Genomic DNA, 20,553 nt, shown 5'->3' with positions numbered 1-20,553 from the left:
TCCTATGCAATTTCGGTCCCAAACGAGCGAACCGGCGGACTAGGCCAACGCTTGGGCGCTGGCCGCTCCGTCCAGAACGCGGACCAATTGGCCTTCGCTCGTATTGGCGTCCGCTTTTGTCAGCTTGACCCGGCACATCTTGCCGGCGAGATCCGGCGTTCCGTCAAAACGGATTTGCAGGTAGTTGTCGCTGAATCCGGTGACGAAACCTTCTCCCCACACGCCCTTTTCGTCGCGCTCGGGAATGACGTCCAGCACTTGCCCGACGAACTTCTCGGCATACGAGAGCTGCATCTGCTCGGACAGATCGATCAGTTCCTGAACACGGGCATGCTTGATCTCTTCGTCCACTTGATCCTCCATCCGGGCTGCAGGCGTGCCTGTCCGTTTGGAGTAAGGGAACACGTGCATTTCCGAAAAACCGATCCGTTTGATCGCTTCATAGCCCTCGCGGTACAACTCCTCGGTTTCACCGGGGAAGCCGACGATGATGTCGGTCGTAATCGCCACATCCGGCATGAAGTCGCGGATTTTCTTGATCTTTTCTTCGAATTCTTCGATCGTATATTTGCGTCTCATCCGCTTAAGCACTTCATTGCTTCCGGCTTGCAGCGGGATGTGGAAGTGACGGCACATTTTGGAGGAGCCCTTCAGCACTTCCAGCATGCGGTCGTCAATCTGGCTCGCTTCAATGGAACTGATGCGAATGCGGCCCAGCCCCTCCACCTTGTCAAGATCCCACAGCAGATCGGACAACCGGTAGTTCTCCAAATCGTCCCCGTAACCCCCGGTATGGATGCCCGTCAAAACGATTTCGTTATATCCCGCGGCCACGAGCTGCCGGGCCTGGGCGACCACGCTCTGCGGATCCCGGCTGCGGGACAGTCCGCGAGACCACGGAATGATGCAGAACGTGCAGAAATTGTTGCATCCCTCTTGGATTTTCAGGAAGGCCCGCGTATGATCCGCGAAATCGGGAACATCGAGTTCCTCGAATTCCCGCGTTTTCATAATGTTCCGAACCGCGTTGATCGGTCTGCGCTGGGCCTGGATTTCTTTCACGTACGGAATGATCTTGTCGCGGTCCTGCGTCCCGATGACGAGGTCCACGCCGGGAATATCCAGGATTTCCGCCGGCGACGTCTGCGCGTAACAGCCGGTTACGGCAACGATCGCATCGGGGTTGCGCCGTACGGCCCGGCGGATAATTTGCCGGCTCTTCTTATCCCCCGTATTGGTCACGGTACAGGTGTTGATCAGATAAATGTCGGCCGTCTGCTCGAAATCCACCTGTTCGTATCCTTCATTTTTAAACAGCTGCCAAATCGCTTCGGTATCGTAAAAATTCACTTTACAGCCGAGCGTATAAAAAGCAACGGATGGCATGTTAAATTCCCCCCATTTCTCCGGATTCATACATGATGCAGGTCAGGGCGGCCATCGCGGCCGTCTCCGTGCGCAGGATTCGTCGTCCCAATCCCGCCGGAACGGCTCCGGCCTTCTCGGCCTCCGCCACCTCCTGTTCGGAGAATCCGCCTTCCGGACCGACGATGACCGCCACGCGGCAGGTCCGTCCGGATGCAAGCCGCGCCGAGAAAGGCTTCAGCACATCGCGCAGCTGCTGACCGTGCTCTTTCTCATAGCACATGCATACGAGGTCGAAGCCGTCCAGCATAGACAGCATCTCACGCCAGGAGACGGGCGCCTCGATCGCCGGAATTCGACTGCGGTGCGCCTGCTCGGCCGCTTCCTTCGCAATTTTGCGCCAGCGTGCGGTTCGCTTCTCTTCTTTTTTTCCGTCGTATTGCACGACGGTCCGTTCGGAAATGAACGGCAAAAAAGCGGAAGCGCCGATCTCCGTACATTTCTGGATCACGGTCTCCATTTTGTCGCCTTTCGGCAAGCTCTGCGCAACGGTAACCTCCACCGCCGGTTCCCCGGTCGGTTCCAGCATCTCTATAATCTCCGCCGTGACTTCCTGCGGATCCAATGTAACGATTTCGGCCAGCGCTACGCGGTTTACGCCGTCGCTGACAATCAGCTTGTCGCCCGGTTTCGATCGCATGACTTTGCCGATATGACGGGCGTCGTCGCCCGCAATGACCACGGACGTGTCGTGAAACTGGCCGGGATCTATAAAATACCGCTGCATCTTAATCATTCCTTGCCTTCAAAATCGCCAAAATACATCATACAACTTTTGTTTTCAGCTTTCCAGTGTTAGTTCCCGGCAATATTTCATGTCCTAGCCTCCGAGGATCGTATGGAAGAAGACCAGGAAGTGGCTCGCAAGAAAGTTGGCCGCTTTGTAGAGCGGTTCAATCGTGTACTGCTGCATTCCGGGAACAATAAGAATAATCAGGAAAATAAGCAGCGACCATTGCTCGAACTGCTGAAGCTTGCCCAAAACCCGGCGCGGCACGATATCCTCCAAAATCCGGTATCCATCGAGCGGCGGCAGTGGAATCAGGTTAAACAGGAACAAGAAAAAGTTCATCACAACGAACAAATTAAAAAATGTGTCCAAAGCGAGCGACAATTTGTCCTGCGGGCCGAAGGGGTTAACCACCCCGTACAGGATTAGCGCTGCGTAGATCGCCGCGCCGACGACCGCCAGCAGCAGATTGCTCAGCGGGCCGGCGGCGGATACGATGACGCCCATGACGCGAGGTTTGCGGAAGTTATCCCGGTTGACGGGGACCGGCCGCGCCCAGCCGAATCCCGCGATCAAAAGCAGGATGATCCCCAGCAGGTCGAAGTGGACCGCCGGATTTAATGTTACCCGGCCCAATAACTTGGCGGTCGGGTCTCCGAATTTATTGGCGAAATAAGCGTGGGAAAACTCATGTAACGTAAAGGCGATCACCAGGGTCAGCAAATAAAAAGGAAGCTGGTCCAGGGGAACGCGCAATATTCGATCCAAAAACTCCATCGGCTACCTCTTTCTCGCCACGAAAGCGACCCAATCTTCTTCCCGGGCCGTCTGTTCGATCTCAAAGCCCGCGGCCGTCAAGGCCTCCTCCACCACCTGCTCCTTGTTCTTGTAGATGCCGGAAGCGATATAATATCCCCCGGGTTGCAGGGCTTCATAAACATCCTCGATAAAGAGCAGGATAATCTCGGCCAGTATATTGGCGACCACCACCCGGACCGGAAGCTTTACGTTAACCGTGGCTTCGGCGCCTTTTTTCAAGACGGACAGCAGATCGCTCTCCACCACCTGAATCCGGCTCTCCAGCTGGTTCAGTCTGGTGTTCTCCAGTGCGCTCGACACCGCTACGGGATCCAGATCCAGCGCCAGCACGCGGGAAGCGCCCAAACGGCAAGCGCCGATCGCCAGAATGCCCGAGCCTGTGCCGACGTCGATGACTTCATCCCCGTCCTGAATGATGCCTTCCAGCGTCCGCAAACAGAGCGAGGTCGTCGGATGCGTCCCTGTTCCGAACGCCATCCCCGGATCAAGCTCAATGATGCGTTCGTCGGGGGATGCCGGTTCGTACACCTCCCAGGTCGGCTTGATCGTCAGCCGGTCGGACACGCGCAGCGGTTTGAAATACTGCTTCCAGTTGTTGGCCCAGTCGTCTTCACTGACTTCCCGCACCGCAAGCTCCGGCGTTCCGGGGTCGATGTCGTACGTCCGCAGCTCTTCAATCCGTTCCCTTACCTCGCGAATCACTTCATCGATATCGACGCTCTCGGGGAAATAGCCGCTGATTTTGGCTTCTCCCTCGGGAATATCGTTCGGCGGGATTTCAAACCATTGGCCCAGCGACGTATCGCGCGGTTTGTCGTTGTCGACATGCTCTTCGATCGTAACGCCACCGGCTCCCGCTTCATGCAGGAAGTTGGAAATCATCTCCACCGCTTCCTCGGTTGTATGTATAGTCAGCTCTTTCCAGATCATCGTAAGATTTCCTCCTTGAAATTCGTGCATGAAATCTATTGTACTATAGATTGAAAAGAGTGACAAAATCGCTGTTCATAATGGTGACAACGCGTTCTCTATATCTTGATTACCGTCGAGACCGAAGCCTCTTTAATCTCTTCCGCGGAGACTTCTCTGCCCCGTTGGTGCGATAGATAAAGCCCCTCGCTGATCAGCATGGTGTTAAGCGCGATTTGCGCCGTCGGCAAAAGCGGAACCTGACCGGACAGAGCGGCGGCCCAATGGTGCTGGGAGGAGGCGTACGCGTCGGGAAACTCGCTCAACCGGCGGTGCCGGAGAAGCGCCTGCTCCAAATCCACTCTGCAGTCCATATCCAGATCCGCGATCGTGGTATGGTAAGAGAAGGCGTTTGACGCGGATTCCGACACCGCCCCCGAAAAGCGGACGCCTCCCTCCGAGCCGGCGATGGCGCTGCCCTCCAGCCCCCCGAGATGCAGGGCCCAGGATTCGATGATGTCGAGGGTGACCCCTCCGGCAAATCGCACGAACCCGGCCCCCATCTCCTCCACATTAAAGCCGCTGAGGTTTCTGCGAGCTTCGTCCATGGCCATTTCCTGATAGGTCTGCCCGGAAACCCGCTGAACCTCGGGATTGCCCAGCAGATACAGCATGCGGGAAATGTGGTAGACGCCCATGTCATAAATGGCTCCGCCGCCGGCGGTCTCTTTTCGCGTAAACGCGGCGGTTCCGTAACCGTCCACGAAAGGGCGGCCGCGTCTCCGGAAGCCCGTGGACCGGGCGTGATACAGCTTTCCCAGTTTGCCCGCGTCAATCAGCTGTTTGGCTGCCCAAGTTTCCGCGTCATAAAGCTTGGCGAGCTGGATATGGAGCATTCTGCCGCACCGCTCCGCATCCTCCACCATTTTGAGCCCGTCTTTGTAAGAGCCTGCGATCGGTTTTTCGCAATAGACATGCTTTCCGGCCTCCAGGGCGGCGGACGTCACCGGCTGGTGCAAATTGTTATGCAGGCATACGTCGACCGCGGCAAGCTCCTCCTCCCGAAGCAACTCACGAAAATCCGTATAGACCCGGGGAATTCCGTAAGCGGCCGCGACCCGCTTCGCTTCCTCCGCGTGGACATCGCAAACGGCCGCCACTTCCACCGCGGGAATTTGTTGATATTGGTCCAGATGCATTTTGCCGATTTGGCCCGCACCGATCAATCCGATCTTTATTTTTTGCATTTCCGTCCCCTTCCGCCTTTCTTCCGATTCTTCAAGTTTGAAATAATTGCATTTACAATAATATGTTTGCTTCGCACTGTCAATCGAGAACGAATCGAGAACGGCAAAGAAACCGCCGGATGCAGCTCCGGCGGTTTCTCCACCCGTTTTTCTAGGTCCAGTCGTGCTGTCCTTTCTGCCGGTTGTCGGCCCGCTCGCTGCGCTCGATCGCCTCCCAGTCTTCCTGGTCCGCAAGCTCCTCGGAAAACTCGACATCCCGGTTGTACCCGACCTCCAAATGTTTTCCGCTGGCCGGTACTTTTCGCGTTACGCGGTCGTGATTGGACTTGTTCATGGACGGCCCTCCTTTCCTGTCTTTAAACTCCGTTAGATCTGTCCGCCCGCTTCCTCTATGATTCGGAGTGCCTGATGATGTACCGACTCATCAACGACCGCCGTAAGCAATATATCCCGCCCGGTCGGCCCCCCTTGGCCTCCATGGCTCAATCCGCTGGCCGCGGGGTCCGCCGCGCTTAGAATCCCCGCCGACTGATTGGTAATCGCGGCATCCTGGGTGATGGCGGATAAACTGCTCACCTTGCCGGTGATGGGGTTAAACGGATCATAGCCTTCGCCGGGGTAACGGCTGAACCGGTTGATCGATAGGTCAATCACACGCAGGGCGTTCAGCTTTCTGGCCACGCCTTCGGCCTCCTCGGGGCTTTTGAAATAGGCTAGAATGTTCTTTTCGGCCATATGCAGAACCTGCCTTTCTCTTGCTGCTGTATGGAACAGGAGGAACCCCGTTCCTTGGGATATTAGGATGCGGCTTTTCTAGAGGGTTTATTCGATTTTTGCTCCGAAAAAATATTGATTAAAAATTGAAACGTTCTTCCGGCTCGCCCGTATTACAGGTATGGCATTAGAACATACTAAATTCATTAGGAGGGTTATTACTTTAATGCTAAAGAAAATGTTGATGATTATGATGGCGTTTACTTTGATATTCGCCGTCACCTCGCCCGGGCTCGTGGATGCCAAACGCGGCGGCGGTTTCAAATCCGGCCCCCGTTCCTATACGCCGGCACCGAAAAAGTCGACGGACAACGTGCAAAGATCCGGTGACACTTCCGGGACCAACAAATCCGGTACGACGGCCGGCACCACTGCAAACCGGGGATTTTTTAGCGGCGGCAGCTTCATGAAAGGGTTGATGATCGGCGGTCTCGCCGGCATGCTGTTCGGCGGATTGTTCGGCGGCATGGGCTTCCTGGGCAACCTTCTCGGCCTTGCGGTAAACCTGCTGGCAATCTACGTAATTATCGCGATCGGGGTTGCGCTCTACCGCCGGTTCAAGCGACGTCCGCAGCCTAGCGACGATCACTACCGCGGGGGAAGATATTAAAGTATGGTATTGAGCATGGACGAAATCATTAATGCGATCTGCCTTCACACCGCGGACCGAACCGGCGTAAGACCGACGGACGTCCAGGTGGAACTGAGCTGGGACGAGGACACCGGATATACCGGGGAAGTCTGGGTGAACGGCCGAAGCAGGTACATTGTGGAAGCGAATATCATGGAAGCGATCATGCAGTACGTATATAAAGAATACGGCGTCAGAGCGTTTCGGGAAGATATTACCCTCGATTTGGACGAGGAGATTATCGCCCATATCCGGTCATAAAATCCGGACTACACAAAACGGTACAAGGCAAACCGCCTTGTACCGTTTTTTCGTGCTCGACATGGTCATGCCACAGAAAAAAGGAGCGGCCTTAAAACCATCGGTCGATGATTTTAAGCCACTCCTGCTTTATTTTCTTGCTATATAGGTTGAAATATTGATTGCATATTAGGACAGTGGTGTAAAGGGTTCTTCTTACACTCTTGCCCGCAACTAAGGGTTTGGTTCAATTAAAGGGAATTCTTCCCGTTAATTTGGAGCGTATACGGCTGCAGAGGCGAATTAGCTGGAAAACCTCCCGTTAATTCGACTGAAATGGTGTATATCGGCTATAGGGCCGCGAAATAGATGGAGCTTTTCCAGCTAAATCCGATCGAGGGGCCAAGAGCGGTACATTAACAGGATATTTTCCCGTTAATATACAGACTCCCACGGCGGAACCCTATATCTACAATTGCGGAAGTTGGCAACGTAGTTCCGAAACCCTAACACATCCTTGCCCAACGCCAATTTTCTTTAGGTTCAACCTATACTTCAACCTGTTATTGGCGTGCTATTCTCCGCGAAATGCCCGTTTCATACGATCAAAAAACGATTGCTCATTCTCGTGCGTATGTTCTCCGTCCAATGCGGCGAACTGGCGCAGCAGTTCCTTCTGCTCTTCGCTCAAATTGCTCGGGGTAACCACCACCACTTTGATATGCTGATCGCCGTTCCCGATGCCGCGCAGCCTAGGCACTCCCTGACCCTTCAAGCGGAAGTATCTGCCCGTCTGAGTGCCGGCCGGAATTTTCACTTTAGCTTTTCCGGTCAGCGTAGGAACTTCGATCTCGTCTCCCAAAGCGGCCTGGGCGAATGTTAAAGGAAATTCGCAGTAAATGTCGTCGCCTTCGCGATCGAAAAACTCATCCGGCTTGACGCGAATCACGATATACAGGTCGCCCGCAGGACCTCCGCGTAGACCGCCTTCGCCTTCTCCGGACATCCGCAGTTGGGCGCCGTCGTCGACCCCCGCGGGGATGCGGACATGAATTTTCCGCTGCTTCTTGACCTTGCCGCTGCCGGCACATGTCGGACATTTCTCCCGGATAATTTGCCCCCGTCCGCCGCAATGGCTGCAGGAACGGCGGTTGACCATCCGCCCGAACGGCGTGTTCTGCACGACTTCCTGCTGTCCCGATCCGTGGCAGACCGAGCAGGTTTCAGGCTTCGTGCCCGGTTTCGCTCCCGAGCCGAAGCAGGTGTCGCAATTTTCCGTCCGCGGAATGGTGATATCCGTCTCTTTACCGAACACCGCTTCCTTAAATTCGATGGTCATCGCGTACTGAAGGTCGTTTCCGCGCTGCGGGGCATTCGGATCACGACGCCCGCCGCCCCCGAAGAACATGTCGAAAATATCGCCGAAACCGCCAAAATCACCGCCGCCGCCGAAACCGCCGCCCATCCCCTGGTTAGGGTCGATATGCCCGTATTGGTCATACCGGGCGCGTTTGCCGGAATCGCTCAATACATCATAAGCTTCCTTGACTTCCTTGAACTTGGCCTCCGCATCCGACGCTTTGTTGACGTCAGGGTGATATTGACGCGCCAGCTTGCGGTAGGCTTTCTTGATCTCGTCGTCCGAAGCGTTCTTGCTGAGGCCCAGGACCTCGTAATAATCTCGTTTCTCAGCCATCTTTCCACCCCTTTATGACTTGATAGATGCGCCGGGCATAGTTCCCCAATCCGGCAAAAGGAAAGTCAAAGCACGGAAACAGCCCGCACTTTGACCTTCCCAGTTCACCTAAGTCTATTCACCGGTATATCGGCCTGTGATTTTGTTAGCCTTGCTTCTTGTCTTCGTCCACGACTTCGTACTCGGCGTCGACGACGTTCTCCTTGCCGTCGCCCGCCGAAGCGCCTTCCGCGCCTCCGGCTTGCTGCTGCTGAGCCGCTTGCTCATACAGCTTCACGGACAACTGCTGTACGATCTCGGACAATTTTTCCGTCGCCGATTTGATCGTTTCCAGGTTGTCGCTTTCCAGCGCCTTCTTCAGCTCGTCTTTGGCGGCGTTCGCTTTCTCCGCTTCGGCCGCGTCGACTTTATCGCCAAGATCTTTCAAAGTCTTGTCAACGCTGTAAATCAGTTGGTCGCCGGTATTCTTCGCTTCAACCAGCTCTTTGCGCTTCTTGTCTTCTTCGGCATGAAGCTCGGCGTCCTTCATCATGCGCTCCACTTCTTCGTCGCTAAGACCGCTCGAGGAAGTGATCGTGATTTTTTGGCTCTTGCCGGTGCCTTTATCTGTGGCCGAAACGTTAACGATCCCGTTCGCATCGATATCGAACGTAACTTCGATTTGCGGCACGCCGCGCGGTGCCGGCGGAATGTCGCCGAGCATGAAGCGGCCGAGGGTTTTGTTGCCCGCCGCCATTTCGCGTTCCCCTTGCAGAACGTGGATTTCAACGCTAGGCTGATTATCGGCGTAAGTCGAGAAGATCTGCGATTTGCTTGTCGGAATCGTCGTGTTCCGCTCGATCATTTTGGTGAATACGCCGCCGGCGGTTTCGATACCGAGCGAGAGCGGAGTCACGTCGAGCAGAACGACGTCTTTCACGTCGCCGGTCAGAACGCCCGCCTGAACGGCTGCCCCGAGCGCAACCACTTCGTCCGGGTTCACGCCTTTGTGCGGCTCCTTGCCGGTCAATTTCTTGATCGCTTCCTGAACGGCCGGAATCCGGGTGGAACCGCCGACCAGCACGACCTTGTCGATATCGGCCGGCGTCATCCCCGCATCGCTGAGCGCGCGGCGAGTCGGCCCTAAGGTGCGTTCTACGAGATCCGCGGACAATTCTTCGAACTTCGCACGGGTCAGGTTAACTTCCAAGTGCTGAGGCACGCCGTCCGCAACGGTGATAAACGGAAGGGAAATCGTCGTTGTCAGAACGCCGGACAATTCCTTTTTCGCTTTCTCCGCCGCATCTTTCAGTCGCTGTACGGCCGCCTTGTCTTTGCTCAAGTCGATGCCTTGATCCTTCTTGAATTCGGCTACCAGGTAATCGATGATCACTTGGTCGAAGTCGTCGCCGCCGAGATGGTTGTCCCCGCTGGTCGCTTTAACTTCGAAGAAGCCGTCGCCGAGTTCCAGGATCGAAACGTCGAACGTACCGCCGCCAAGGTCGTATACGAGGATCGTTTGGTCTTCGGCTTTCTCCAAACCGTAGGCCAAAGCGGCCGCCGTAGGTTCGTTGACGATCCGCAGCACTTCGAGGCCGGCGATTTTGCCCGCGTCCTTAGTCGCTTGACGCTGGCTGTCGTTAAAGTAGGCAGGTACCGTAATAACGGCCTGCGTAACCGGTTGGCCGAGGTAAGCTTCGGCGTCGGATTTCAATTTTTGCAGAATAATGGCGGAAATTTCTTGCGGCGTGAATTCTTTGCCGTCAATCGTTTCCTTGTGGTTCGTCCCCATATGTCTCTTAATCGAAATAATCGTGCGATCCGGATTGGTAATCGCTTGACGTTTCGCCGTTTCGCCGACGATCCGCTCCCCGTCCTTCTTGAAGCCTACAACCGAAGGGGTTGTACGAGCGCCTTCCGGGTTGGGAATAACGACGGCTTCGCCGCCTTCCATAACCGCAACGCATGAGTTGGTGGTTCCAAGGTCAATACCGATAACTTTGCTCATAGGAAAATATCCTCCTTAATAGTCGCTATGACAGATCTGTTAGCCGCTTACTTTGACCATAGCCGGGCGAAGCACCTTATCCTTCAGAAGATATCCCTTCTGAACGACTTCCACGACGGTGCCTTCCTCATATTCATCGCTCTCCACCTGCATAATCGCCTGGTGGAATTCCGGATTGAACGGAGTGCCGACAGGTTCCATAGCCGTCAGGCCTTCCGTCTTCAGAATGCCTTCCAATTGGCGGAAGATCATCTCCACCCCTTTGGCATAAGAAGAAAGGTCCGCATTGTCGGCCGTCGTGCTCAAAGCGCGTTCGAAGTTGTCGATTACCGGCAGCAGCTCGGTAATGAGCTTGGCCGAGGCGTATTTCCCCAGCTCCTCCTTTTCCTTCAGCGTACGCCGACGGAAATTATCGAAATCAGCCTGAGTACGGAGCAGACGTTGTTTGTGCTCCTCCGCTTCAGCCCGCAGCTTTTCTAGTTCGGCTTGCCCTTCCTCCGAGTTCTCCGCAGCCGTCTCTTCGAGAACCTCCGGCTCTTCGGCCGATACAGGCTCCTGGTCGTTCTCGGCGTTCACCTTCAATTCCTCTTCCACACCCGTCTGGATGTTGTCTTGAATCGGTTCTTGTTCCTTCAAGATGTCACCTCCTTAACAATAACTAAAGCCAGATTAGTGTTTCCTTAGATACGTCATCCTAAAGGATCAATGCATCCGGGACAAAAACCGGGACAAGTCCTTGGACAAAATATCGAGAATGCCGATAACCCGGGCGTATTCCATACGGGTAGGCCCCAAAATGCCGATCGTGCCGACCGCTTCGCCTTCGATGGCGTAAGTCGCCGTGATCAAGCTGCAATTGGCGAAGGCCTCATGATCGTTCTCGGTTCCGATCCGGACTTGAATGCCGGAGCTTGCGGAAGCCGAAGTCATCATCCTTAGCAAAGTCGGCGTCTCCTCAAACAGGTCGAGAATGCTCTTCACTTTGTCGACATCGCGGAATTCGGGCTGATTCAGCATATTGGTCGTACCGCTGAGGAACAGACGCTGCCCGTCCTGATCCTTGTCCAGCGCTTCTTCCAGTACGCTCATCAACTCCTCGAAATGCTCCACATGCCGCTGCATTTCCTGCCCGATTTCGTTGTACAGGGCCGTCTTCAATTTATAGATCGGCACGCCCGTCAACTTGCGGTTCAGCAGATTCACGACCTTCTCCATCTCCGACACGGACAGTCCGGAAGGAATCGAGACCGTTTTGTTCTCGACTTGCCCCGTGCTCGTCACAATGATCGCCACCGCCGTGGTCTCATTGAGCGGCAGCAGTTGAAAATGCCGTAAGGACGTGTGAAAAACTTCCGGCCCGAGCAGGATGGAAGTGTAGTTCGTCATATGGGACAAGATCGTCGCGGCATGCTGGATGACCTGTTCAATCGCATTCAGTTTTTCCGCAAAAAAAGCTCTCATCATTTTAAATTCATCGGGCGAAATCAGATTCAAAGGTGCCAGATGATCCACATAATACCGGTAGCCTTTATGAGAAGGGATACGGCCAGCCGATGTATGGGGCTGCTCCAGAAAACCCAGTTCCTCCAGATCGGCCATCTCGTTGCGAATGGTCGCCGGACTGTACCCGACGTCGCCGCGCTTGGAGATGCTTCGGGATCCCACCGGTTCCGCCGAGCGAATATAATCATCCACAATAGCCGTTAAAATCATTCTTTGGCGTTCCGTCAACATGGAAATCCCTCCTGGTAACAATTTAAACTTGCTCGTTAGCACTCTAGATCGTCGAGTGCTAAACTATATTACAAAAATACCAAACCGACCCGACGATTGTCAAGTCAGTCCAGTATCTTGAGTACGGCAATCTCGTCGCAGCAATGCTGCTTGGCGCAATTCACGCAATCGGTCCAAACTTTCTCGGGGAAAATTTCTTTCTCCACCACGGCAAATCCGTTTTTCAAAAAGAAGGATACCTCATAGGTCAGCGCCATGATCTTAGGGATCCCCTGACGCTTTGCCTGCAAAACGAGCTCCTCCACCAGCATGGAGCCTAACCCCCGGCCCTTATAACCTTCGGCGATGCCCAGCGAGCGGATTTCCACCAGTTCCTCTCCGAGCCTGCACAGCGATCCGCAGCCGACGATCCGTCCATCCATTTCGGTGACGACAAAATCGGAAATTTGCCGCTCCAACACGGCTCGGGAACGGGGCAGCATAATGCCTTGGCGGGCATAGCCTTCAATCATCGTAAATAACGGCTCAACATCTTCAAGTCTCGCTTGTCTGCAAACGGCTACGGCCGGCATCCTCTTTCCCCCTTAAACTGTGCACTTATAATATGAATAAATATACAGTATGGCGTATAAAAGTTCAAGAGAGAAAGTGAGCTTTTCAATAAGCCGCGATTCGGGGCGATTTTTGGAGAGCCAAAAACCCGCCCCGCTTAGGAAGTCAAAGCCCCGATAAACTCGGCGAACACTTCGTTGCCGAAGAGCACTCCTTTTTCACTGAGACGATAACCGCCATGGTCTTCATGCATTTCAAGCAACCCTGCCGAGGTCATTTTATGCAGCGGCGAGCGAAACGTTTCCTCCAAAGAAGAGCCGAACTGTTCGGCAAAATGGGAGAGCCGGATACCATCCAGCATCCGAAGTCCGACCATGACGAAATCCTCCATGGCCTCCTCTTTCGTAACCTCGAACTGCTCCAAACGCGGCAGCCCTTGCTTGCAAGCTTCGACATAGGGATTGACACCCTTGATGTTGATATGGCGGCGGCGCTTGACGTAGCCGTGTGCGCCGGCTCCGAGGCCGTAATAATCTTCATTTCGCCAGTAGGTGATGTTATGCCGGCTTTCATAGCCCGGTTTGGCGAAGTTGCTGATTTCATACTGTTTGTATCCGGCCGCCTTCATCCGATCCATCAGCAGCAGGTACATTTTCAGCTCATCCTCCTCGCCCGGCAAAGGAAGCTGATTTTTTTGATACAGAGTATGGAACAAGGTATTCTCCTCAACCTTTAAGCTATAGATCGAATAATGCGGCAGCCCCAGCTCCAGCGCCCGGCTCACGCTGTAATCCAGCATCTCGACCGTTTGATTCGGCAAACCGAACATGAGGTCGATCGATAAATTATGCAACCCCGCATTCCGCGCGTTTTCCAGACTGCGGTATACATCGTCCGTGTTGTGGATCCGTCCGATCCCGGAGAGCAGCTCGTTCTGGAAAGCCTGCACGCCGAAGCTCACGCGGTTGACGCCGCCGGCCTTCATCACGGCCAGTTTCTCCGCGTCCGTCGTCCCGGGGTTCGCTTCCATTGTGAATTCGATATCGTCCGCCCAGTTCGGAAAGTGGCGGCGGACGGAATTCAGGAAATACTCCATTTCCTGTGGATTCAGCACCGTCGGCGTCCCTCCGCCGACAAAGATCGTCTTGATCTCCTCCGGCGGCGTCGCCTGCACCGTCAGTTCCATTTCGCGGTCAAGCGCGCGCAAATAATCCATAACCGGCTGATCCTTCAGCACATAGGAATTAAAATCGCAGTAGAAGCACTTATTGGTACAAAACGGGATGTGTATATAAACCGCCTTCGGAGCGTTGGCGTGATGCTTCCCTGTCACAGGCATTCCCTGAGGATGGGGGGGTGTCATTTCGTTCATGGGCGATGCCTCCAATTCTTAAATTAGTTCGTCTATCGGTTCAAACATTAAATTATATAAATTGAACTATTGTTTTACTTGTAAGGCAGCCGTACCCCGTCAGAACCTTGATAACATACAATTCCTGCATATGTGCATGTTTTTTTCTTGTTTGGGACCCAAAATTTCAAAATTCCTGCAAATCTGCAGGAATTTTCGACGAAACCGCCTCGTTTCTCTAAAATCGCTGGAAATACCTGCAGATTTACATCTTTTTGGAGTTGGAGGTTTGGAAGCACACTAGGCGCCTCTTTGGAAGTGACATATGACTTCCATTAGCCCCATTAGCCATTAATCCACCTTTTCCTTTCGGTATACATCGTAGCTTGAACACTCCTACGATAACAACCTCATCAGATGGTTTTTGGCTATAAGCATCACTACACCACCCGCATAGCAGGTGTTTTTTTGTTTCGCACGCTTCGCGAGCTCAACTGGGTCAAGCCGCAAATTAAAGGAAAGCCCGCGGGCTTTCCTTTAAATAGGCTCTTATCTTCATATTGGGCGGACCTGGTGCACTTTGAGACATCGCACCTTATTTCGGCCCGATTCGAATTTTTTTGACAATCAGGCTGTCCAAAAGGCCTTGCGGCTTACTTGTCGTCAATCTTCAGAACCGCCATAAACGCTTCCTGCGGCACTTCGACATTGCCGACTTGTTTCATCCGCTTCTTGCCTTCCTTCTGCTTCTCCAGCAGCTTCCGCTTCCGCGAAATGTCGCCGCCGTAGCACTTGGCAAGCACGTTCTTGCGCATCGCCTTAACCGTTTCGCGGGCGATGACCTTCGTGCCGATGGAAGCCTGGATCGGCACCTCGAACATCTGGCGCGGAATCAACTCGCGCAGCTTCTCGCAAATGATCCGGCCGCGGTGATAGGCCCGCTCCCGGTGCACGATAAAGGACAGGGCGTCGACCTGTTCCCCGTTAAGCAGAATGTCCATCTTCACCAGATTGGACTGCCGGTAGCCGGACAGTTCGTAATCGAAGGAAGCGTAGCCCTTCGTGCTCGATTTCAACTGATCGAAGAAATCATAGACGATTTCCGACAGCGGAATCTGGTACGTGATCGTGACGCGCGTCGTATCGAGATACTCCATGTTCACGAATTCGCCGCGCTTGCTTTGGCAAAGCTCCATGACGGTTCCGACATAGTCGTTAGGAACGATAATCGCGGCCTTCACGAACGGCTCCTCCACGTACTCGATCTTCCCGACTTCCGGATAGTTGGAAGGGTTGTCGATCGAGATCGTTTCGCCGTTGGTCAGCGTTACATGGTAGATAACGCTCGGCGCCGTCGTAATGAGCGGAATGTTGAATTCGCGTTCGATCCGCTCCTGGATGACGTCCATATGCAGCAGACCGAGGAAGCCGCAGCGGAATCCGAAGCCGAGCGCGCTCGACGTCTCCGGTTCGAAGCTGAGCGAAGCGTCGTTGAGCTGAAGCTTCTCCAGCGCTTCGCGCAGATCGTTGTAATCCGACGTATCGATCGGATACAGACCGCAATACACCATCGGGTTGATCTTGCGGTAACCCGGGAGCGGTTCGGGAGTCGGATTCTTGGCATCCGTTACCGTGTCCCCGACCCGGGTGTCGCCGACGTTCTTGATCCCGGCCACGATAAAGCCGACATCGCCGACATTCAGCTCGTCCACGATCGTCATTCTCGGCTTGAACGCGCCCACCTCGATGACTTCGAACGTTTTGTCCGTCGCCATCATCTTGATTTTGGAGCCGGCTTTGATATGACCGTCGATGACACGAACATAAACGATAACGCCTTTATACGGATCGTAATGCGAATCGAAAATCAGCGCCTTCAGCGGCTGATCGGGATCTCCCGTCGGAGCCGGCACCTTCTGCACGACCTGCTCCAAAATCTCCTTGATGCCGATGCCCGCTTTGGCCGAGGCCAGCACGGCTTCGCTGGCATCCAGGCCGATCACATCCTCGATCTCCTGCTTCACGCGATCGGGATCGGCGCTTGGCAGATCGATTTTGTTGATTACAGGCAAAATTTCAAGGTTGTTGTCCAGCGCCAGATAAACATTGGCCAGGGTCTGCGCTTCGATCCCCTGCGCGGCGTCCACGACAAGCAGAGCCCCTTCGCACGCGGCAAGGCTGCGCGAAACCTCATAGGTAAAATCGACGTGCCCCGGCGTATCGATCAAATTCAACAAATACTCTTCCCCGTCATCCGCACGATAGGCCAGGCGAACCGCCTGCAGCTTAATCGTGATCCCGCGCTCCCGTTCCAGGTCCATCTGGTCCAGTACTTGCTCCTGCATCTCGCGGGAGGTCAACGCGCCGGTATATTCGAGAATCCGGTCGGCCAGCGTCGATTTGCCATGGTCTATATGTGCGATAATACTGAAATTACGTATCTTTTCCTGTCTTGCCCGAATATCTGTCATCCTTACCCCCACCACAAATCCTTGATGTACAATCAATTTATTATATCAGTTGCAAAGGGCGGCATCAATCCGGGGGCCGGCAAAAGACGACGATTTTACAGTTTCAGCACCTCTTGCAGCACCCTGTCGCTTAAATTCGGCAAATATTCGTGCCCGTACTCGTGGTATACCACCAGTTCTTTTTCCGCTCTGATCTTGTTGTACACGGCGAATTGCGTAACCGGGGGACAGATCGGATCGGCCAGCCCCGTCACGAAAATCACGCGGCCCCGGATCCGGTCCGCCAGATTCTGAATATCGATATATCCCAGCTTATCGAACACCTCGGCTTCCCGCGTATGCAGCGGGTCCATAAAGCGGAAGTAATAAGCGATCTCCTCATAAGCCGAGGACGTCACGTCCAGTTCCCAGGCTTTTTTGTAATCGCACAGAAACGGATAGACCGGGATCGCCAGCTTGACCGAAGGCTCCAAGGCGGCGCAAGCCACCGTCAGCGCCCCGCCCTGGGAGCAGCCGTGGACGGCGATTTTGTCCGCATCCACCTGTTCCATGGATTTAAGGATACGGACCGTTTGCGCCAAGTCCAAAAAGCAATTGCGGTAATACAGCTGATCGGGATCCTCTTCATCAATCCCCCGGATAATATGGCCTTTTAATGTCGTTCCTTTAACGACGGACCGATCTTCGGAAAGCCCGCCTTGACCGCGGCAGTCCATCGCGATCACGGTGATGCCGTGGGCGGCGTAAGCCGCCTTGTCGAACCAATCCCCGCTTCCGCCGTGATAGCCGTGGAACAGCGCCAAGCCCGGCCCCTTCCCCTCCCGGTGTCTCGGTCTCACATATTTCGCGTGGACTCTGGCTCCTCCTACCCCGGTAAAATATAAATGGTAGCATTCCGCAAGCGGAGTTTGAAAATCCGCCGGAACCAGTTGAAACTTTAACGGTTGGGCGTCCAATTCCGATAACGCTCTCGCCCAATAAGCGTCAAAATCCAGGGGCCTCGGACTAATTCCCGTGTATTTTAACAACTCGTCCAGTTTATCATTGGCCATTCGGCAAACCTCCCATTATAAACGGATAATCCCATCCATAAGGATGGGATCCGTTCTCTTCCTTTTGTCTTCATTATACAGCCTACATTACGCCGATTTCCGCGTCGTCGCCCACCGTTTCATGGGTCGCCTTCACGTAATCCACGATCTCCTGAACGGTCGTATAGGCTACACCGACATAAGTATCGGCCGCACCGTAATATATCGCGATTCTCCCCGTTGCTGCATCGGTCAGCGTAGCGCACGGGAACACCACGTTCGGAACAAAACCGCGTTCCTCATACCATTCCTCGGGAGTCAGCACGTAAGTGCTGGACCGATATTTCACTCTGGACGGTTCGTCCAGGTCCAATATAACCGCCCCCATGCTGTAAACCAATCCGTTGCAGGTACCCGTTACCCCATGGTAAAACATCAGCCAGCCCTCGCTTGTCTCGATCGGAGCCGGTCCGCCCCCGATTTTGACGGATTGCCACCAGCCTTGGCCGCCTTTGCTCATCACATGACGGTGCTTGCCCCAGTAGACGAAATCCGGACTTTCGCTCAGGAACACATCTCCGAACGGAGTATGGCCGCTGTCGCTGGGACGGGAGAGCATCATGAAATTGCCGTTGATTTTTCTCGGAAACAGCACCCCGTTGCGGTTGAATGGAAGAAAAGGATTTTCCAAGCGAATAAAAGACTTGAAGTCCTTCGTTTTCGCTACCCCGATGGAGGCTCCGTAAAAATCGGTGCACCAGATAATGTAGTAAGTGTCCTCGACCTTCACCAGCCGGGGATCATAGGCATAATTCGGCTGAAACGGTTGTCCCGCCTCATTGACGAACGGAATGCGCTCCTCGTCGATCTTCCATTGAAGCCCGTCATCGCTATATCCCAAATGCAAATGCGGCCGGCCGTTAATCGTTTCCGCGCGGAATACGCCGACAAACTTACCTTCATAAGGAACCACGGCACTATTGAAGATTCGGGCGATGCCCTTTGCCGGATTTCTCCCGATCACCGGGTTTTCGGCATGTCTCCATACCGGGCCGACGGCCCCTTCCGGTTTGTCCTGCCAAGGCAGGTTGGACAAATTTTCTCCGATAATTTGAACTTTGGACATGAGAAGTTCCCCTTTCCGACGATTACGAAATGAATTTTAATTTCTGTTATTTCACTGAACCTTGGGCAAAACCGTTATATATATATTTTTGCAGCGCCAAAAATACGATCAAAATCGGTACAATGGTAATCATGATTCCCGCACAAATGACCTCCCATTGAGATCCGTAAGGCCCTTTGAACTTGAAGAGCGCCGTGGACAGCACCTGCAAATCTTCACTCGGCATATACAGGAAAGGCGTATAAAAATCGTTATAGATATTCACGCCCTTCACGATAATGACCGTGACGATGGCTGGAGCGAGAAGAGGCAGAATGATTTTCCAGTAGATTGTAAAATAGGAAGCCCCGTCAAGCATCGCCGACTCGTCGAGCGACTCCGAAATCGAGTCCAAAAATTGCATGAAAATATATACCGCAATGATGTCCGTTCCCAGATACAACAGGATCGGCGCAAAACGCGTATCCACCAGATGCAAGGAGTTGATGATCCGGAACGTAGCGACCTGGGTCGTAACGCTTGGAATCAACGTGGCCAACAAGAACGCACCCATAAGGAACTTGCTGCCGCGGAATTTAAAGCGGTTCAGCACGTAGGCGATCATCGATCCGATCAACGTTGCGCCAATAATTGAAATCACCAGAATAATGACGGTATTCCCGAAACCGAGCAGCATTTTCCCATTGGTAAAGGCCTTGGAGTAATTCGCCAAATTCAACCAGTTGTCCGGCGGTGTCAGCGGACTGCTCGTCCCGTATTCCTTGTTCGTTTTAAAGGAAGCGAAGAACACGACGATAATCGGCACGAGGGCGGCAAACGTCCCCAGCAGCAAACTCGCATATTTTATAAAATTCGCAGCGGCATACTTGATTCTGTACATGATCACTTCTCCTCCTTAATCAGCAAACGTTGCAGTAAAGTCACAATGATCACGATAAAGAGCAGAACGACCGCCATGGCGGAGGCCAGGCCAAGCTTGTTGTACTTGAACGCTGTCGTTACGGTTTGAATAACAAAGGTGTTGCTTCCGTTCGAGCCGCCGGTCATGATGTACGGGATATCGAACGCGCTGATCGCCCCGCTGATCGCCAGAATCAGATTAAGCTGCACGATATTTTTGATGCTCGGCAAAATGATGTGACGAAACTGATGCCATCGGTTGGCGCCGTCGATTTCCGCAGCTTCATAAACATCGCGCCCGATGGACGAAATCGCCCCCAGGAAAATAATGAAGTTAAACCCCATATACCTCCACAGCGAAGCACCTGCAAGCGAAATGTTGATGATGTTCGGATTCAGGAGCCAGCCCTGCGTATAAGCTCCAAGGCCCAACGCCTGCATAATCGTATCCAGCGTGCCGTCCGGTCTGAAGAAAAACAGGAAGATGAAGCCGATCGCGACGCCATTTAATAGGTAAGGAAAAAACAAAACCCCTTTAAAAAAGTTTTTGAAGCGGACATTAAAACTCAAAATCGTAGCGAAGTACAAAGCTAACCCCATTTGGATAAAGGTAGCCGCAAAGTAATATAGGCTGACTTTAAAGACGCTGAAATATTTGGAATCCGTAAAAATCGTTTTGTAGTTTTCAAATCCGACGAAGTCATAATGTTTACTGTATCCGTTCCAGTCGGTAAAGCTGTACTTGAACATATTGAAGACCGGCAAATACGCAAACGTAAACAATAAGACCACCGGAATCAGCGAAAAGGCGAAGATAATAATCTTTCGCTGAGTTTTGTAGCTTAGGTTCTTAAACACCACTCGCACCTCCAAAGGTCTTGCTGTATCGCTCTCTTTTTATCTATCTGTGAAAGTTAAGCGGGGAAGCGT

General features: G+C 53.5%; 20 protein-coding genes. 2 read left to right on the top strand and 18 right to left on the bottom strand.

The features are described from left to right. Positions 1-39: 39 nt before the first annotated feature. From mtaB to FRY98_RS09525, 7 genes are all read right to left on the bottom strand, one after another. Positions 40-1,386, bottom strand: coding sequence for a tRNA (N(6)-L-threonylcarbamoyladenosine(37)-C(2))-methylthiotransferase MtaB (gene mtaB / locus FRY98_RS09555; RefSeq protein WP_148451533.1), 1,347 nt, complete (start codon positions 1,384-1,386; stop codon positions 40-42). Between the two features lies 1 nt (position 1,387). After that, entirely contained in the window at positions 1,388-2,152 is a 765-nt protein-coding gene (locus FRY98_RS09550) for a 16S rRNA (uracil(1498)-N(3))-methyltransferase (protein ID WP_148452632.1), read from the bottom strand. A 93-nt stretch (positions 2,153-2,245) separates the two neighbouring features. Further along, entirely contained in the window at positions 2,246-2,932 is a 687-nt protein-coding gene (locus tag FRY98_RS09545) for a site-2 protease family protein (RefSeq protein ID WP_148451532.1), read from the bottom strand. A gap of 3 nt (positions 2,933-2,935) precedes the next feature. Continuing rightward, positions 2,936-3,904 (bottom strand): 50S ribosomal protein L11 methyltransferase, encoded by a 969-nt coding sequence (gene prmA / locus FRY98_RS09540; protein ID WP_148451531.1) that lies wholly within the window; start codon positions 3,902-3,904, stop codon positions 2,936-2,938. A gap of 98 nt (positions 3,905-4,002) precedes the next feature. Next, positions 4,003-5,130 (bottom strand): Gfo/Idh/MocA family protein, encoded by a 1,128-nt coding sequence (locus FRY98_RS09535; RefSeq protein ID WP_148451530.1) that lies wholly within the window; start codon positions 5,128-5,130, stop codon positions 4,003-4,005. Between the two features lie 151 nt (positions 5,131-5,281). After that, complete coding sequence (locus tag FRY98_RS09530) at positions 5,282-5,464, bottom strand: YfhD family protein (protein ID WP_148451529.1); 183 nt, start codon at positions 5,462-5,464, stop codon at positions 5,282-5,284. A gap of 32 nt (positions 5,465-5,496) precedes the next feature. Next, positions 5,497-5,865: a hypothetical protein gene (locus tag FRY98_RS09525; protein WP_148451528.1), complete on the bottom strand. Its 369-nt coding sequence runs from the start codon at positions 5,863-5,865 to the stop codon at positions 5,497-5,499. Between the two features lie 205 nt (positions 5,866-6,070). Between FRY98_RS09525 and FRY98_RS09520 the strand changes: the two genes are divergently transcribed. Further along, on the top strand, positions 6,071-6,514 hold the full coding sequence (locus FRY98_RS09520; RefSeq protein WP_148451527.1) for a hypothetical protein: 444 nt from the start codon (positions 6,071-6,073) through the stop codon (positions 6,512-6,514). A 3-nt stretch (positions 6,515-6,517) separates the two neighbouring features. After that, positions 6,518-6,796, top strand: coding sequence for a YxcD family protein (locus tag FRY98_RS09515; protein ID WP_148451526.1), 279 nt, complete (start codon positions 6,518-6,520; stop codon positions 6,794-6,796). Positions 6,797-7,349: 553 nt separating this feature from the next. On the opposite strand, the gene dnaJ is transcribed toward FRY98_RS09515, so the two are convergent. The 11 genes from dnaJ to FRY98_RS09460 form a co-directional block, all read right to left on the bottom strand. Then, positions 7,350-8,471, bottom strand: coding sequence for a molecular chaperone DnaJ (gene dnaJ / locus FRY98_RS09510; protein ID WP_148451525.1), 1,122 nt, complete (start codon positions 8,469-8,471; stop codon positions 7,350-7,352). Between the two features lie 145 nt (positions 8,472-8,616). Continuing rightward, the gene (gene dnaK, locus FRY98_RS09505; RefSeq protein ID WP_148451524.1) at positions 8,617-10,458 is read right to left on the bottom strand and encodes a molecular chaperone DnaK; all 1,842 of its coding nucleotides are present in this window, start codon (positions 10,456-10,458) and stop codon (positions 8,617-8,619) included. 39 nt (positions 10,459-10,497) lie between these two features. Then, positions 10,498-11,094 (bottom strand): nucleotide exchange factor GrpE, encoded by a 597-nt coding sequence (gene grpE, locus FRY98_RS09500; protein ID WP_148451523.1) that lies wholly within the window; start codon positions 11,092-11,094, stop codon positions 10,498-10,500. A gap of 66 nt (positions 11,095-11,160) precedes the next feature. Continuing rightward, on the bottom strand, positions 11,161-12,192 hold the full coding sequence (gene hrcA, locus FRY98_RS09495; protein WP_148451522.1) for a heat-inducible transcriptional repressor HrcA: 1,032 nt from the start codon (positions 12,190-12,192) through the stop codon (positions 11,161-11,163). Positions 12,193-12,296: 104 nt separating this feature from the next. Beyond that, the gene (locus FRY98_RS09490) at positions 12,297-12,764 is read right to left on the bottom strand and encodes an N-acetyltransferase (protein WP_148451521.1); all 468 of its coding nucleotides are present in this window, start codon (positions 12,762-12,764) and stop codon (positions 12,297-12,299) included. Positions 12,765-12,901: 137 nt separating this feature from the next. Then, on the bottom strand, positions 12,902-14,083 hold the full coding sequence (hemW, locus tag FRY98_RS09485; protein WP_148452630.1) for a radical SAM family heme chaperone HemW: 1,182 nt from the start codon (positions 14,081-14,083) through the stop codon (positions 12,902-12,904). 665 nt (positions 14,084-14,748) lie between these two features. Next, complete coding sequence (gene lepA, locus FRY98_RS09480; protein ID WP_148451520.1) at positions 14,749-16,566, bottom strand: translation elongation factor 4; 1,818 nt, start codon at positions 16,564-16,566, stop codon at positions 14,749-14,751. A gap of 95 nt (positions 16,567-16,661) precedes the next feature. Continuing rightward, positions 16,662-17,618: an acetylxylan esterase gene (locus FRY98_RS09475; protein WP_148451519.1), complete on the bottom strand. Its 957-nt coding sequence runs from the start codon at positions 17,616-17,618 to the stop codon at positions 16,662-16,664. Between the two features lie 82 nt (positions 17,619-17,700). Continuing rightward, entirely contained in the window at positions 17,701-18,723 is a 1,023-nt protein-coding gene (locus tag FRY98_RS09470; RefSeq protein ID WP_148451518.1) for a glycoside hydrolase family 130 protein, read from the bottom strand. Between the two features lie 46 nt (positions 18,724-18,769). Continuing rightward, positions 18,770-19,603, bottom strand: coding sequence for a carbohydrate ABC transporter permease (locus FRY98_RS09465; RefSeq protein ID WP_148451517.1), 834 nt, complete (start codon positions 19,601-19,603; stop codon positions 18,770-18,772). Positions 19,604-19,605: 2 nt separating this feature from the next. After that, a complete protein-coding gene (locus tag FRY98_RS09460; protein WP_148451516.1) occupies positions 19,606-20,481 on the bottom strand; it encodes a carbohydrate ABC transporter permease in 876 nt (291 codons plus the stop codon). Positions 20,482-20,553 lie beyond the last annotated feature (72 nt).

It is taken from the genome of Paenibacillus faecis (genome assembly GCF_008084145.1).
Lineage (GTDB): Bacteria > Bacillota > Bacilli > Paenibacillales > Paenibacillaceae > Fontibacillus > Fontibacillus faecis.
Note: the sequence above shows the minus strand (reverse complement) of the source record. Positions and strands in the feature narration are given on the sequence as shown.

Bases quoted from the DNA above. Each gene is read 5' to 3' on its own strand.
- mtaB (WP_148451533.1), bottom strand. From the start codon at position 1,386: ATGCCATCCGTTGCTTTTTATACGCTCGGCTGTAAAGTGAATTTTTAC.
- FRY98_RS09550 (WP_148452632.1), bottom strand. From the start codon at position 2,152: ATGCAGCGGTATTTTATAGATCCCGGCCAGTTTCACGACACGTCCGTG.
- FRY98_RS09545 (WP_148451532.1), bottom strand. From the start codon at position 2,932: ATGGAGTTTTTGGATCGAATATTGCGCGTTCCCCTGGACCAGCTTCCT.
- prmA (WP_148451531.1), bottom strand. From the start codon at position 3,904: ATGATCTGGAAAGAGCTGACTATACATACAACCGAGGAAGCGGTGGAG.
- FRY98_RS09535 (WP_148451530.1), bottom strand. From the start codon at position 5,130: ATGCAAAAAATAAAGATCGGATTGATCGGTGCGGGCCAAATCGGCAAA.
- FRY98_RS09530 (WP_148451529.1), bottom strand. From the start codon at position 5,464: ATGAACAAGTCCAATCACGACCGCGTAACGCGAAAAGTACCGGCCAGC.
- FRY98_RS09525 (WP_148451528.1), bottom strand. From the start codon at position 5,865: ATGGCCGAAAAGAACATTCTAGCCTATTTCAAAAGCCCCGAGGAGGCC.
- FRY98_RS09520 (WP_148451527.1), top strand. From the start codon at position 6,071: ATGCTAAAGAAAATGTTGATGATTATGATGGCGTTTACTTTGATATTC.
- FRY98_RS09515 (WP_148451526.1), top strand. From the start codon at position 6,518: ATGGTATTGAGCATGGACGAAATCATTAATGCGATCTGCCTTCACACC.
- dnaJ (WP_148451525.1), bottom strand. From the start codon at position 8,471: ATGGCTGAGAAACGAGATTATTACGAGGTCCTGGGCCTCAGCAAGAAC.
- dnaK (WP_148451524.1), bottom strand. From the start codon at position 10,458: ATGAGCAAAGTTATCGGTATTGACCTTGGAACCACCAACTCATGCGTT.
- hrcA (WP_148451522.1), bottom strand. From the start codon at position 12,192: ATGTTGACGGAACGCCAAAGAATGATTTTAACGGCTATTGTGGATGAT.
- FRY98_RS09490 (WP_148451521.1), bottom strand. From the start codon at position 12,764: ATGCCGGCCGTAGCCGTTTGCAGACAAGCGAGACTTGAAGATGTTGAG.
- hemW (WP_148452630.1), bottom strand. From the start codon at position 14,083: ATGCCTGTGACAGGGAAGCATCACGCCAACGCTCCGAAGGCGGTTTAT.
- lepA (WP_148451520.1), bottom strand. From the start codon at position 16,566: ATGACAGATATTCGGGCAAGACAGGAAAAGATACGTAATTTCAGTATT.
- FRY98_RS09475 (WP_148451519.1), bottom strand. From the start codon at position 17,618: ATGGCCAATGATAAACTGGACGAGTTGTTAAAATACACGGGAATTAGT.
- FRY98_RS09470 (WP_148451518.1), bottom strand. From the start codon at position 18,723: ATGTCCAAAGTTCAAATTATCGGAGAAAATTTGTCCAACCTGCCTTGG.
- FRY98_RS09465 (WP_148451517.1), bottom strand. From the start codon at position 19,603: ATGTACAGAATCAAGTATGCCGCTGCGAATTTTATAAAATATGCGAGT.